This is a genomic window from Mesorhizobium atlanticum (genome assembly GCF_003289965.1).
Classification (GTDB): Bacteria; Pseudomonadota; Alphaproteobacteria; order Rhizobiales; family Rhizobiaceae; genus Mesorhizobium; species Mesorhizobium atlanticum.
Genome location: NZ_QMBQ01000002.1, coordinates 622,521 through 636,418, shown reverse-complemented (window position 1 = coordinate 636,418; position 13,898 = coordinate 622,521). Strand labels below are relative to the sequence as shown.

Genomic DNA, 13,898 nt, shown 5'->3' with positions numbered 1-13,898 from the left:
CGGCTCAGCTCCCGAGCGCGGTCTTGACGGCGGCAGCCGCGTCGCCGCCATCAAAGGTAGTGACGCCGGCAATCCACGGCGCAACGGCGTCGGGATGCTTCTTCAGCCAGTCTTTCGCCACCGTCTGGGCATCGCCGCCCTTCAGGATCGCGTCCATCATCTCGCCTTCCATGTCGAGATTGAATTTCAAATTGGCGATGAACTTGCCGGCGTTCGGGCATTCGGTAGTGTAGCCCTTGCGCACGTTGGTGTAGACGGTGGCGGCGCCGAAGCCGCTGTCGCCCATGCCGTCGAGATAGGTGATCTTCATGGCGCCCATCACCGGATGCGGCGTCCAGCCGAGGAAGGCGATCCACTCATTGTTCTTCATCGACTGCTCGGCCTGCGTCAGCATGCCGGCTTCCGACGACTCGACCAGTTCGAAGCCCTGGAGATTGTCCTTCGGGTTCTTGATCATGTCGAGGATGATGCGGTTGCCGTCATTGCCGGCCTCGATGCCGTAGATTTTGCCGTTGAACTTGTCCTTGAACTTGCCAAGATCGGTCAGCGTCTTGACGCCGGCGTCCGCGACATAGGTCGGCACCACGATGCCGTAGCCGGCGCCGGTCAGGTTGGTGCTGATCGTCTCGACCGAACCGTCGGCAGTATAGTCCTTGATGTCGTTGGTCATCGACGGCATCCAGTTGCCGAGGAAGACGTCGAGGTCCTTGTTCTTCAGTGAGGCCATGGTGACCGGCACCGAGAGCTGGATCGTCTGCGGCTCGTAGCCGAGCGCGGTGAGCAGCACCGAGGCGAGGCCCGTCGTGGCCTGGATGTCGGTCCAGCCGACATCGGACAGGCGAACCGCCTTGCAGCTCGCCGGATCGCCGGCATAAGCGGCGGTCGTGGTCAGAAGCGCCGCAAGGCCGATGCCTGTGACGATAGATTTCATACGCGACATGAACTTTCTCCCATTGCAATTCTTGAGGCGATGCGAAGTCACGGTTCTTGCGCCCGCCTTGTTTCGTCAGCCAAACACCATTTTGAAGCTGTTTCAAGCGGTTCAACATCACGATGAACGGCGCGCGCTGGCCATTAAGCGACATGACAGGCTTTTGACCGACATCGGATTTTAGACTGCAGGGAGGTTTTTGGTGGACGGAGCCTCGGCCCCCCTCCCGGAGCGCCGACATGTGAGCTTAGAAGGATGGCATGGCCAAGCTCTACTTCAACTACGCGACGATGAACGCCGGCAAGACGACAATGCTCTTGCAGGCGTCCTACAATTATCGCGAACGCGGCATGTCGACGATGCTGTTCGTCGCCGGCCACTATCGCAAGGGCGACAGCGGGCTGATCTCGTCGCGCATCGGTCTCGAATCCGAGGCCGAGATGTTCCGCGACGGCGACGACCTCTTCGCCAGGGTCGCCGAGCACCACGAACACACGACCGTGCATTGCGTGTTCGTCGACGAGGCTCAGTTCCTCGAGGAGGAGCAGGTCTGGCAGCTCGCGCGCATCGCCGATCGGCTGAACATCCCGGTCATGTGCTACGGCCTGCGCACCGATTTCCAGGGCAAGCTGTTTTCCGGCTCGCGCGCGTTGCTCGCCATCGCCGACGACCTGCGCGAGGTGCGCACCATCTGCCGCTGCGGCCGCAAGGCCACGATGGTGGTCAGGCTCGGCTCCGACGGCAAGGTGGCCAAGCAGGGCCAGCAGGTCGCCATCGGCAAGGACGTCTATGTCTCGCTCTGCCGCCGCCATTGGGAAGAGGAGATGGGCAGGGCTGCCCCCGACGATTTCATTGGCTTCACCAGCAGTTGACACTAAAGCGGATATCCGTGGGGATGCCCCGCGGATATCTGCTTTGTTTTCCGCAGGTTTTGATCGCAAACCGTGGGACACTGCGGAACCTGCCAATTCAGGCGGCCGAGACACGCCGCATCGGAAACCGCCAGCCAAGCCGCACGCCGAGGCTTGCCAGCGCAATCAGCGCCATGCCGGCAGCCTGCGCCGGTCCGAGTGGATGACCGTACAAGGCCCAGTCGATGATGATGGCCACGACCGGATAGATGAAAGTGAGGATGCCGATCACCGGCGTCGTCAGGCGCGGAAAGGCGCTGTTCATCAGCACATAGGCGATGCCGGTATGCAGGATCCCGATCCCGGCCAGCCAGCCCCACGATGGTGGCGCAATGGGATGGCCGATGTCGGCGAACGGGGCGAGCAACACGACCCCGACCAGCGTCTGGCAAAGCACCGTGATCTCCGCGCGCTGTTGTCCCAGGCCCTTGGCGAGAATCGTCGCTACCGCATAAAGCAGCGCGGCGCCGAGCGTCAGCGCGATGCCCAACGCCCATTTCGCGTCGGCATGGCCGTGCGTGGCAACCAGGCCGGCGGCGAGCGCGACGCCGACGAATGCGCCAAGCATCCATAGCAGCTGGTCGAGCGAGATGCGCTCCTTGAGGAAGACAACGCCGATCAGCACCACGAAGAACGGCTGCACATGGTAGACGATGGTCGTCGTTGCGATCGATGTCATGGCGAAGCCGGCGAAGAAGGCCGTCCAGCTCAGCACCATGCAAACGCCGCCGAGCGCGGCGAGCGCAAGCCGGGATGGCGACAGCGTCCGGTCCGGCAGATAGCCGCGCAGCAGGCACCACGCGGCCAGGAACAGGGAGCCGAACACGCATCGCCAGAAGACGACGGTGACGGGATGTTGGCCCGACTCTGTGACGAAGGCGCCGACCGTGCCGGCAATCACCATCGCCAGAGCGAGGCTCGCGGCGGGGAAGCGGGCGATCGATATATCCCTCATCACTTGGCTCTCCAGACCGGTCGAAGATCATCTGGCCAGCCGGAGCGATTTCAATCAAGCGAATAGATTTGTGGGCATCTATTCGATATGCTGATAGCACCATGGCCGTTCCGCTCGACCTCAATCTCTTGAAAACCTTCGTCGCCGTCGTCGAGAGCGGCAGCCTGTCCAATGCGGCGCCTCGCGTCGGCCGCAGCCAGTCGGCGGTCAGCATGCAGATGCAAAGGCTGGAGGATATGGTGGGCAATCAGCTTCTGGTGCGGGGCCCTAGAACGGTCACTCCCAATGCGGCCGGCGAGGACTTCCTTATCTATGCGCGCCGGCTGCTGAAGCTGTCCGACGAGGCATGGGCGAGCGTCACCCGGCCGAAGGAAACAGGCAGCGTGCGCCTCGGCGTTCCGGACGACTACGCGGCCTTCCTCCTGCCGCCGGTGCTGTCACGCTTTGCCGAGGATCATCCTCTGGTCACCGTCGAGCTCGTCTGCGAGCAGTCGACCGCGCTGGTGAAGACCCTGGCGGAGGGACGGCTCGACCTGGCGATCGTCACTCGCCTGCCGGATCAGCCGCTCGACGTGATCAGGCTGGAGCGCTTTGTCTGGGTCGCCTCGCCCAACCACGTCGCCTGGCAGAACGATCCTCTGCCCGTCGCCCTGTTCGAGCCTGGCTGCGCGGCGCGAATGAATGTCCTGCAAGCACTTGGCGGTGCCGACCGATCCTACCGCTGCACCTATTCCAGCGCCTCCCTGCTTGGACTGGTCGCGGTCGTCCAGGCCGGGCTCGCTGTCGCCGGCCTGGCCCAGCGAAGCGTGCCGCCGTCGCTGCGCATCATCGGCGCCAATGAGGGGCTGCCGGTGTTGCCGGATCTCGAGATCGGTATCCTGCGCAACCCGTTATCGACGACACCGGCGGTCGATCGTCTGCATGATTTCCTACGCCGCGACCTGGCGCAGCAGGCCTGAGCCGCGCGGATCGCCGCGGCCCCGGGTGTGGCGTTTGCCGGGGCTTCGCCCTATAAGGCCGACAGTCAGAACTCTCCGGGGTCAGCCATGCTTCGAGCCATTTCGTCCGCCGCGCTTTTCCTGCTTGCCGGCGGCCTTGCCGCGCATGCCGGCGGCGATGCGGCGCTGGGCAAGAAGGTCTTCAATCGCTGCATCGCCTGCCACGAGGCCGAGACGGATCGCGACAAGGTCGGTCCGCATCTGCTGGGTGTCGTCGGCCGCAAGGCCGGCTCGGCGGAGAGCTTTGCCGGCCATTATTCGCAAGCCATGAAGAATGCCGGCGCCGGCGGCCTTGTCTGGGACGAAGCCAATCTCACCGAATATCTCAAGGCGCCCAGGCAGAAGGTTCCCGGCAACAGGATGGCCTTCACCGGCCTGACCAGCGACGACGACATCGCCAATGTGATTGCCTATCTCAAGGCCGATCCGAAGCCCTGATCGGCGCGGGGGAAACCGGTATTATCGCCGAAAGAGATTTGTCGGGCGCTGTTTGATAGTCGTTCGCAAAAACAAGAACTTAAGGCATATCAGCTAAAGCTGTTTAAACGTGGCACACGTTACTGGGCGCCTTACGCATGCTTGCCTTGTCTTTCAAGGACCTGACCAGTTCTTTTGTTTTGACGTCCCTCCTTGTCTTCCTTCTTTCAATCCCTTGAAGCCCCACATATATTCGCCGCCACGACATGGAAACGGATGCCGAAGCGGGAGGCCCCAATGGCGACATTGCAGAATTTCGATGCCGAAATTGCCAAGACCAAGCAGGTCGTGCAGGACATGCGCACCAAGATCGAGCAGTCCGGCACGGTGCTCGACACGCTTGCTCAGGCCGACAAGAAGATCGGCGACGCCAATTTCGACATCGAGAACGCCCGCATCGAGGACGTGCTCAAGCAGCAGAAGGTCATGGAAGGCAACATCGCCGACCTCATCATCGGACTTGAAGACGCCACCAACGTCTTCGGCGCCGAATTCGAGAGCATGAAGAACTATACCGGCTGGGAAAACTTCGTCGGCGTGTTTTCGGCGCAGCGCAAGCAGCGCATGCGCACCGACCGTGTCCGCAACATGTCTTTGGCCGGCAACCTGCAGGAGCTTTTGGCGAAGTCGGATACCATCGTCGGCATCCTGAAGGCGCAGAAGCAGGTCCTCGACCAACGCTACAAGACTTCCGAGACCAGCCTGTCGCAAGTGATCGAGCGCCGCAAGACGACCATGACCAATCTGGAAGCGGTGCAGAAGCGCATCGAGGAATTGAACCCGCTGCTGCTCGACATCGAGAACAAGATCGCCGCCTCGACGACGCAGAAGGAGCGTACCGAGCTTGAGGGCGAGCGTTCCAAAATGGCGACCGAGTACAACGAAAAACAGGCCAAGGAGCAGGAACTACTGGCCGAAAGCCAGACGCTGGAGCGCTACACTTCGATGTTCCAGACCTTCGTCGATTCGCTCAACAACCAGATCGCCGCGCAGTCGACGCTGATCAACAAGCTGACCATCGACACCGAGCAGCGCATCGTCCTCTACAAGGCCCTGGAAGATTCGCTGAAGACCGCCGCACAGCAGGACGTCGCCCACAAGATCAACACGCTGGGCAGCCAGGTCGACAACACGGCCGAGGAGACCATGGCCGGCATCGGCGCCGCCTCGCAGAAGCATATCGGCGACCTGCTCGAGATGCATGAGAAGAACATGGTGGCTTCAGCCGACATCCAGCGCCGCAAGAAGCTTGCCGACGACGCTTTCGCGCGCCGCTTCGACGAGGTGATGAAGAAGCACAATTCGGCAAACTACGTGCAGTCCTAAGCTGGTTCCGCAAAAGTGTTCCACGGTTTTGCGGTCAGCACCTGCGAAAAACAAAGGAACCCAAGCAGCTATTCGTGGGGTATCCCACGAATAGCTGCTTGGGCAGCGGCGCTGATTTCATCTCCACGGCAATCCCATGACACCTGAGAACGACGCGGCGGCACGCTATTTCTCCGCCATCACGGCGGCGCTTGGCGGACTGGAAGTGTTCATGCGCGACGACCGCTCGCCGCTTTACCGGCACGGCATCGTCGCGAAGATCGTCGCGGAGTATATCGCGCGGCTGGACAAGTCCTTTGCCTGCTGGCGCAACCGGCTGGGCTTCATGGACACTTTCCGGATATCGCGCGCCGACAGCGGCTACCCCGTCTTCCAGAACCTACTCGAATTGGAAAACGACCGCCAGCAGGCGGATGCCCGCCTGGCCAACATCCCGCAGGCCGGCGAGCTGCGCGAGGAGATGGCCGACTTCATCCTGCGCCACAAGGAATTTCCCGAGGCGCTGCAGAAGTCGATGGCCGAGCGGCTCTATCTGGAAGACGTCAAGAGCGAGGCGACCTTCGGCCCGTTCACGCTGGCGCAGACGGCGAACGTCTCGGTCAACCCGAAGACCATGCGGCCCTATTACCTCGTCCATTGGGCAACGTTCGACGGCAGCGCCAACCTGCCGCTGATCTACATGGTGACGGTCGAGGACTCGTCCGAAAGCATGGTGCGCCAGCTGGTCGACAGCAGCACCGGCAAGCTGAACGAGAAGGTCGAGATCCCGCTGCCCGTCGACGGCCTGCTCAATCCCGAGCTTGCGCACCGCTTCGACGACTTCACCGAGAAGAACTCCGCCTACACGCTCTCGCCGGCAACGATCGCGGTCAATCTCGACAAGGACTTCGAGCCGCTGCATCCCAAGCAGTTGCGGCGCGTCGTGCTTGGTCCCTTCTACTCGGCCGGCATCACCGACAACAATTCGACCGTGGCCGAGGTGCTCTCCAAGGTGCGCAAGCCCGAGAATGCCTGGCTGCTCACCTGGACAATCCAGGAGGTCTTTTCAAAGAGCGAGAAGCCCGGCCGCAGGGGTCTTTTCTCCAGCGAGAAGACGACGCAGGAATTCTTCATCAACACCGACGACCTCGAAGCGGCGCGCCAGGGTGTCTCAAGCTACGAGAACCACGCGCTGATCCCGCATGAGGCCTATCAGGCGCTCTACGCCGCGGGTGAAGCGCAGAAGATCTTTTCCGGTTACAAGGTCCACATCCTGTCCAACGGACAGGTCATCAGCGACGTCTGACCGTCAAACCGCGGAGCATCCTTCATGGACACCGGCCTGACCACGATCTCGGAAGCCGCAATCGAAAAGCACCGCGCCATTGCGCAAAGCTTCATCACCCGTATCGTCGTGCTGGAGGACCCTTCGCGCGAATCCGGCACCGCGCTTGCCGGCACCAACCGTCGCTTCGTGTCGACCGTGTCGGTCGGCTCGGTGCGCCGCACGCGCGAGGTCGAGCTGACGAAGACCGTCGCAGCGATCCATCCCGACGACCAGTTGATGAGCATCCCGCAGCACACGCTGCTCTATCGCGCCCGCCGTGGCCTGGCGATCGCGCTCGCCATTTCCGATGTCTTCGCCGAAGGTTCGGACCTCGAAAGCCTGCAGGCAAAGAATGCCCGTGCGCCGTTGGAGGGCGACGAGGCGTCGACCTTCAAGAAGCTTCTGTCGGCCTCGGCTTACGTTTCCGCCTTCAGCTTTGCCTCCTACCTGTATCAGCTGATCGACAGCGACGGCGAGGCGCCGAACGACATCCCCGAGCCCGACTTCCTGTTCGACACGCCGCAGGACGCGGTGAAGTCGATCGTCGCCGGCCTCGACAAGGCGATTGCCGGCTCGAAGGACGATGGCGACCTGACGACGCGGGCGCGGGCTTTCGCCCGCGTCGCCATCGACGGGCTGCTGGCGCGCAAAGGCCGCTTCGACGGCATCGGGCCGTTTGAGAACGCGCATATCCGCATCGACATCGACGACTTCACTCTCGACGGCTTCGACGTCGCGCCCGGCAAACGCTCCAAGCCGCTGGTGATGACCTTCAAGAAACCTGAAGAGGTCGTCGGCAACCACATCGCCAAATTCCAGTCGGTCAGGCTGGCGAAAATGCTGATGGCCTATGATTTCGAGCGCGAGCTCAACCCCTTCGTCGAACTCGGCGGCTTCCTCTTCACCTTCATCGGCGACGGCGCGCCGGGCACCGGCAAGACGACGCTGATCCAGATGATCGCCGGCCTCGTCAACGGCTACTGCCAGGTCGCCGGCTATCCTTTTGCTTACGAGAATTTCGGCGTCGACCAGATCTCGTCCTATCAGGGCAAGTCCGGCCAGAACTGCCGCCAGTTCATCAACAACGTGCTCAATCCGCGCGTCATCGGCTTCGGCACCATCGACGATATCGACCAGGTCGCCGCGCGCCGCTCCGACGACCGCGCTTCGGCCGGCCAGCAGGAGATCACCGGCGTGCTGATGGACGCTTTCGCCGGCGCCTCGACGGTCGTGCGCGGCAACTGCTCCTTCGGCATGTTCTCCAACTATCCGGAAAATGTCGACGACGCGCTGCGCCAGCGCGCCGGCGCGCGCTGGCTGGTCGACGGCCCCCAGACCCGCGACGACTATATCGACATCTTCGTGCTGCTCGCCGGCAAGAACCACAAGATCCCGCTGGGGCAGCACGAGCTCTATGCCGCGCAGGAAATCCAGCGCGCCGTGGCCGAGGCCTATGAGGAGCATGAGAAGCCGCAGGAAGACGGGCTGATGAAGGTCTATGAGCGCTACATGAAGGAGAATGGCGCGCCCAAGACCATGGCCGATGTCGGCACCTATCTGCACATGATCAAGGACGCCGAGCCGCGCTTCACCGGCCGCGCCATCAAGAACGTCACCGACGCGATAAAAATGCGCGCCATGGATATCGAACTGCCCGACGACTGGTTCGAGAAGCCGGAAGCCTTCATGCACAAGAGCTACGACGACAAGAAGGCGATGATCGAGGAACTGCGCGGACCGTTCTCGATGGACATGGTCATGCAGGAGATCAACCGCTACGCCGATTCCGAATTCCGCTATTCCGACAAGTCCGATGACGCAGCGGTGGAGAAGCTCCTGCGCGACGCGCGGCTGCGCGAGCGCGCGGCGCGTGAAATGGAGGAATTGAAGAAGAAGGGGACGTGGTGATCTTTTCCTTCTCCCCGTTCACGGGGAGAAGGTGCCCGAAGGGCGGATGAGGGGCAGCGCCATGCGTGGCAGAAATGAGCCAAAGGTTACGAAAGCCCGTGAGCTGCGGCAGGTCGAAAACGATGCGGAGGAACGGCTGTGGCATGAACTGCGGGGGCGGCGATTGAATGGCCACAAGTTTGTTCGCCAACTGCCGATCGGCCCCTATTTCGCGGACTTCGCTTGCCGCAAAGCCAATCTGGTTGTCGAGGTTGACGGCAGCCAACATGCCGGTCGATCCAGGGATCGATACAGGGACGAGACGATGAACGGAAATGGCTGGTCAGTATTGAGAGTATGGCACGCGGATGTTTTGACCAGCCTTTCGAGCGTGCTGGACACAATTGTTGCAGCCCTGGATGGTCGGTTGGATCGCAAGATGATTGGTTTCGATGCAAAGTTTTTGCCGGCAGCAAGATCGGAGCAATGACGATGAACGCCGGCGCCGCCCCTCATCCGCCCTTTGGGCACCTTCTCCCCGTGAACGGGGAGAAGGGAAGATGACCCGCCCCGCCAGAAAACCCGACCTCCTGCGCGACAACGAGCTGATCTACGGCAGGCTGCTCGCCGTCGACGAGCCGCATCTCATCCAGCGCTACAACAAGGCGCTTGTCGCCTTCGGCCTCGAGCCGACCAAGCTGAAGAGCTTCCAGATCGACCGCACCGGCTTTTCGCCCGAAATCGCCGAGGAATGCGGCGACTTCGACTATCTCGACCCCAACGAGGTCAACCGCCGCTTCATCATCCTGACGCCGTCGCAAATCGACCTGCCCGTGGTGCACACAGCCTTCTCCAACACCTCGCAGCTGATGTTCGAGTTCATGTCGAAGAACCAGCGCGCCATCGACGCGCTGACCATCAAGGATGTGATCTACGGCGAGATCGAGGACTCGGTTCCCAAGGTCAACGACATCGAGGACCTTTTGTCGATCAACCAGGTCGAGTTCAAGGTGCTGTCGGCCGAGGACGTGCTCGGCAAGGCGGCCGAGCTCGGCAAGCTGGTCGACCGGCTGAAGCAGGAGCCGGACGCCTGGCGCGACAACGCCATGCTGCAGCGCATGGTCGATCTCGCCAAGGTCTGCGGCGACATCCGCGAGAACGCGCTGGTCCCCGACCAGGTGATCTTCCGCCACAACGCCTACTGGACCAGCCATTTCGGCGGCCTCTACGTCTTCGTCGATCCCGATATGACGACGGTGATCTGCGATCCGGCCGCTCCCGGCTTCCGCCGCTCCCGCCCCTGGCAGGTCAGCTACCTGTCGATCAACGACGCAGACAAGGTGTTCCGCTTCCTCGCCGCCACCGGCCGCCTCGACCTGCCGCGCGCCTCGTGGATCGAGGCCTCCGGCTATCTCGAGCATCGCGCCGAGATGATCGTGCGCGCGCTGATCCGCGATGCCGAGCCCAACCGCAACCTGACAGATGTCGACAAGGTCTGGCTGCAGACCTGGATCCACAGCCATGCCGATCTGATCGCCCAGGACGGAAACTTTCCCTTCCTCAACGCCGCCAAGCGCGAGATCGCCCAATTCGGCCATCTCAAGATCGAGGACGTGCCGCCGCGCCAGCGATTCCTGGTCGTGCGCGCCAAGCCCGATCACCCCGATGCATGGCTGACCAACCAGTTGATCTCCGATTTCGTGCCGCAGGACTTCGTCTCGCGCTACGTCTTTAACAAACCTGGTTTCTACAAGGACTATGACGGCTTGAGCGACGCCTGGCGAAGCCATGTTGTGGACGTTCTGAAAACCACATATTTGAAGGACAAGGCGGCGTTCCGCGCACGCCTTTACGGCTTGACTGACTAGAAAAGTGTGGGCGATTTTCCGTCCGGAATTGCGCCAAAACAAAGGGTTAGGGCAGAGCGCCGTTTCCCTTGAAACGGTGAAATGCTCTAAGGGGGTGCCACAGCCATGCTCGACCCGATCGTGAACTTCTTCACCCGGATCTTCCAGTGGATCGGCCGCGGTATCGGCTTCATTATCGGCATTATCCTTTGGCCGTTCATGTGGGTTGGTCGCTGGTACGGACAGCGTGGCTGGATCCTGAAGGCCGTGGTCGGCCTTGCCCTTGTGGTGCTGATCGGCCTCTACGCCAATTTCTTCTACGCCACCCAGTGGTGGAACAATTTCAACCCGAACTATCCCGACGCCTACACGTTCGAGAAGCGCAACGTTTCCGCCGGCGAGCAGGTTTCCGCCGGCGCCGGCACCGACACGGCCAAGACCTGCGGCAACTCGGCGATCGCCCAGGTTGCCGCCGATCTGACGGACTTCAATGTCAACCAGAATGCCTGGATCTCGTCGATGATCCTCTACAAGCTCGGCCTGTTCGGCATCGACTGGGACAACACGCCCTGGATGGACAACAAGGCATCCTTCCAGCGCGGCATCAATCAGGCGGTGCGGCGCACCGCGACCGAGCTTGCCGACAATCTCGGCCGCGTGCGCACGACCTCCCAGATCGATGCCGACCTGCAGGACGCGCGCGGCAATCTGCAGTTCGACGAGTACACCTGGTATTTCGGCCTGAACCCCTTCGGCCCCAAGACGCCGACGCCGAGCTATTATCGCGACGCGGTGCGCAAGCTGCGTTCCTTCAATGCGCGTCTCGCCACCTGCCAGGCGACGTTCGACGCGCGCGCCGACAACCTCAAGCAGTATATCGACCGCATCGCCTCGGATATCGGCTCGACCTCGGCGATCCTCAAGGAGCGCGCCGAAAACCACAACAATGGCTGGTTCGATACCCGCGCCGACGACCGCTTCTGGTTCGCCTATGGCCAGCTCTACGCCTATTACGGCCTCATGAAAGGCGCCCAGGCCGACTTCGAGGACGTGCTCAAGGAAAAGCACCTGCAGAGCCTGTGGGATACGATGGATTCGCAGTTCGTTTCGGCACTCCGCATCCAGCCCTTCATCATCGCCAATGGCCGCGAGGATGGCTGGCTGCTGCCGACGCATCTGACGACGATGGGCTTCTACATCCTGCGCGTGCGCTCCAACATGGTCGAGATCAGCAACGTTCTCACCCAGTAGCCCGGCTCTCGGTGGTCAGGGGCGATGGCGGATTTGCGCCTTCGCCCCTGTCGCTTTTCGCGCATTGGGCGGCTGTTTTGAGACGGCGAAACGCCTCCCGCTCTGGCTTCTATACGGCGCAACGACCGGGCCCGAGACGACCGCCTTGGAAGAGGCCCGGCGAGAGGAACACTCTTTCTTAACAGGAAACATAGTTGCATGGAAGTTGACGCCGCGCCAGCGACAGGGTTAGAACATGCCCTTGCGTCCGGGCGGCGGTTCGACCATGCACGAATGATCGAACCCCTCCCCTCCACCGCCTACTCCAGAGGAAAGCCGTCATGGCCGAAGTGAAGTCCGACATCGAGATCGCGCGCGCCGCCAAGAAGAAACCGATCCAGGAGATCGGCGCCAAAATCGGCATCCCGACCGAGCATCTGCTGCCCTATGGTCACGACAAGGCCAAAGTCTCGGCCGAGTTCATCAAGTCGGTGAAAGGCAACAAGGACGGCAAGCTGATCCTGGTCACCGCCATCAACCCAACGCCCGCCGGCGAAGGCAAGACGACCACCACGGTCGGCCTCGGCGACGGTCTGAACCGCATCGGCAAGAAGGCGATCGTCTGCATCCGCGAGGCCTCGCTCGGCCCGAACTTCGGCGTCAAGGGTGGTGCTGCCGGCGGCGGCCTTGCCCAGGTGGTGCCGATGGAGGACATGAACCTCCACTTTACCGGCGATTTCCACGCCATCACCACCGCGCATAATTTGCTGTCGGCGCTGATCGACAACCACATCTACTGGGGCAACGAACTCGGCATCGACACCCGCCGCGTCGCCTGGCGCCGCGTCATGGACATGAACGACCGCGCGCTGCGCGAGATCATCTGTTCGCTGGGCGGCGTCGCCAACGGCTATCCGCGCGAAGCCGGCTTCGACATCACCGTCGCCTCGGAAGTGATGGCGATCCTGTGCCTTGCCACCGACCTCAAGGACCTCGAGAAGCGTCTCGGCGACATCATCGTCGCCTATCGCCGCGACAAGTCGCCGGTCTATGCCCGCGACCTCAAGGCCGACGGCGCCATGGCCGTTCTGCTCAAGGACGCCATGCAGCCCAACCTGGTGCAGACGCTGGAGAACAACCCGGCCTTCGTCCATGGCGGCCCGTTCGCAAACATCGCGCATGGCTGCAACTCGGTCGTCGCCACCACGACCGCGCTGAAGCTCGCCGACTATGTTGTCACCGAAGCCGGCTTCGGCGCCGACCTCGGCGCCGAAAAATTCTTCGACATCAAGTGCCGCAAGGCGGGGCTGAAGCCGTCGGCGGCGGTCATCGTCGCGACCGTGCGCGCCATGAAGATGAATGGCGGCGTCAAGAAGGAAGACCTCGGCAAGGAGAATATCGAGGCGGTCAAGAAGGGCTGCCTCAATCTCGGCCGCCACATCGAGAACGTGAAGCAGTTCGGCGTGCCGGCGGTGGTGGCGATCAACCACTTCACCACCGACACCGAGGCCGAGATCCAGGCGATGAAGGACTTCGTCAAGGCGCAAGGCGCCGAGGCGATCCTGTGCAAGCACTGGGCGCAAGGCTCGGCCGGCATCGAGGACCTCGCGAAGAAGGTGGTCGAGATCGCCGAGTCCGGCGCTTCGCAGTTCTCGCCGCTCTATCCGGACGAGATGCCGCTGTTCGAGAAGGTCAACACCATCGTCAAGCGCATCTACCGCGGCGACGAGGCGATCGCCGACAAGTCGATCCGCGACCAGCTGCATGCCTGGGAACAGGCCGGCTACGGCAACCTGCCGGTCTGCATGGCCAAGACCCAGTACTCCTTCTCGACCGACCCGAACCTGCGCGGCGCGCCGACCGGCCACACCGTGCCGGTGCGCGAAGTCAGGCTCTCGGCCGGCGCCGGCTTCGTCGTCATCATCTGCGGCGAGGTCATGACCATGCCCGGCCTGCCCAAGGCGCCGTCCTCGGAAAAGATCTTTCTCAACGAGCAGGGGCAGATCGAGGGCCTGTTCTAAGCCTCCTTC

The 13,898-nt window shown here is 62.3% G+C and carries 12 protein-coding genes; 10 read left to right on the top strand and 2 right to left on the bottom strand.

What is annotated here, in order from left to right; all coding sequences use genetic code 11:
- Positions 1 to 4: 4 nt before the first annotated feature.
- Positions 5 to 940, bottom strand: a complete 936-nt coding sequence (locus DPM35_RS08045) for a choline ABC transporter substrate-binding protein (RefSeq protein ID WP_112126743.1) — start codon at positions 938 to 940, stop codon at positions 5 to 7.
- A gap of 251 nt (positions 941 to 1,191) precedes the next feature.
- Here DPM35_RS08045 and DPM35_RS08040 point away from each other — a divergent pair, with 251 nt between their 5' ends.
- On the top strand, positions 1,192 to 1,803 hold the full coding sequence (locus tag DPM35_RS08040) for a thymidine kinase (RefSeq protein WP_112126742.1): 612 nt from the start codon (positions 1,192 to 1,194) through the stop codon (positions 1,801 to 1,803).
- Between the two features lie 97 nt (positions 1,804 to 1,900).
- Here the strand turns inward: DPM35_RS08040 and DPM35_RS08035 are convergent, their stop codons facing one another.
- On the bottom strand, positions 1,901 to 2,797 hold the full coding sequence (locus DPM35_RS08035) for a DMT family transporter (RefSeq protein WP_112126741.1): 897 nt from the start codon (positions 2,795 to 2,797) through the stop codon (positions 1,901 to 1,903).
- Positions 2,798 to 2,898: 101 nt separating this feature from the next.
- Here DPM35_RS08035 and DPM35_RS08030 point away from each other — a divergent pair, with 101 nt between their 5' ends.
- The 9 genes from DPM35_RS08030 (at position 2,899) to DPM35_RS07990 (ending at position 13,889) form a co-directional block, all read left to right on the top strand.
- Complete coding sequence (locus DPM35_RS08030) at positions 2,899 to 3,756, top strand: LysR substrate-binding domain-containing protein (protein ID WP_112126740.1); 858 nt, start codon at positions 2,899 to 2,901, stop codon at positions 3,754 to 3,756.
- An 87-nt stretch (positions 3,757 to 3,843) separates the two neighbouring features.
- Positions 3,844 to 4,233, top strand: coding sequence for a c-type cytochrome (locus tag DPM35_RS08025; protein WP_112126739.1), 390 nt, complete (start codon positions 3,844 to 3,846; stop codon positions 4,231 to 4,233).
- A 276-nt stretch (positions 4,234 to 4,509) separates the two neighbouring features.
- Entirely contained in the window at positions 4,510 to 5,598 is a 1,089-nt protein-coding gene (locus DPM35_RS08020; RefSeq protein ID WP_112126738.1) for a hypothetical protein, read from the top strand.
- A 136-nt stretch (positions 5,599 to 5,734) separates the two neighbouring features.
- A complete protein-coding gene (locus DPM35_RS08015) occupies positions 5,735 to 6,883 on the top strand; it encodes a hypothetical protein (RefSeq protein ID WP_112126737.1) in 1,149 nt (382 codons plus the stop codon).
- 24 nt (positions 6,884 to 6,907) lie between these two features.
- Positions 6,908 to 8,812, top strand: coding sequence for an AAA family ATPase (locus tag DPM35_RS08010; RefSeq protein WP_112126736.1), 1,905 nt, complete (start codon positions 6,908 to 6,910; stop codon positions 8,810 to 8,812).
- Between the two features lie 61 nt (positions 8,813 to 8,873).
- On the top strand, positions 8,874 to 9,281 hold the full coding sequence (locus tag DPM35_RS08005; RefSeq protein ID WP_112127106.1) for an endonuclease domain-containing protein: 408 nt from the start codon (positions 8,874 to 8,876) through the stop codon (positions 9,279 to 9,281).
- A 70-nt stretch (positions 9,282 to 9,351) separates the two neighbouring features.
- Complete coding sequence (locus DPM35_RS08000; RefSeq protein ID WP_112126735.1) at positions 9,352 to 10,659, top strand: DUF6638 family protein; 1,308 nt, start codon at positions 9,352 to 9,354, stop codon at positions 10,657 to 10,659.
- Between the two features lie 105 nt (positions 10,660 to 10,764).
- Entirely contained in the window at positions 10,765 to 11,889 is a 1,125-nt protein-coding gene (locus DPM35_RS07995) for a DUF2333 family protein (RefSeq protein WP_112126734.1), read from the top strand.
- A 320-nt stretch (positions 11,890 to 12,209) separates the two neighbouring features.
- Positions 12,210 to 13,889 (top strand): formate--tetrahydrofolate ligase, encoded by a 1,680-nt coding sequence (locus tag DPM35_RS07990; RefSeq protein ID WP_112126733.1) that lies wholly within the window; start codon positions 12,210 to 12,212, stop codon positions 13,887 to 13,889.
- Positions 13,890 to 13,898: the final 9 nt, after the last annotated feature.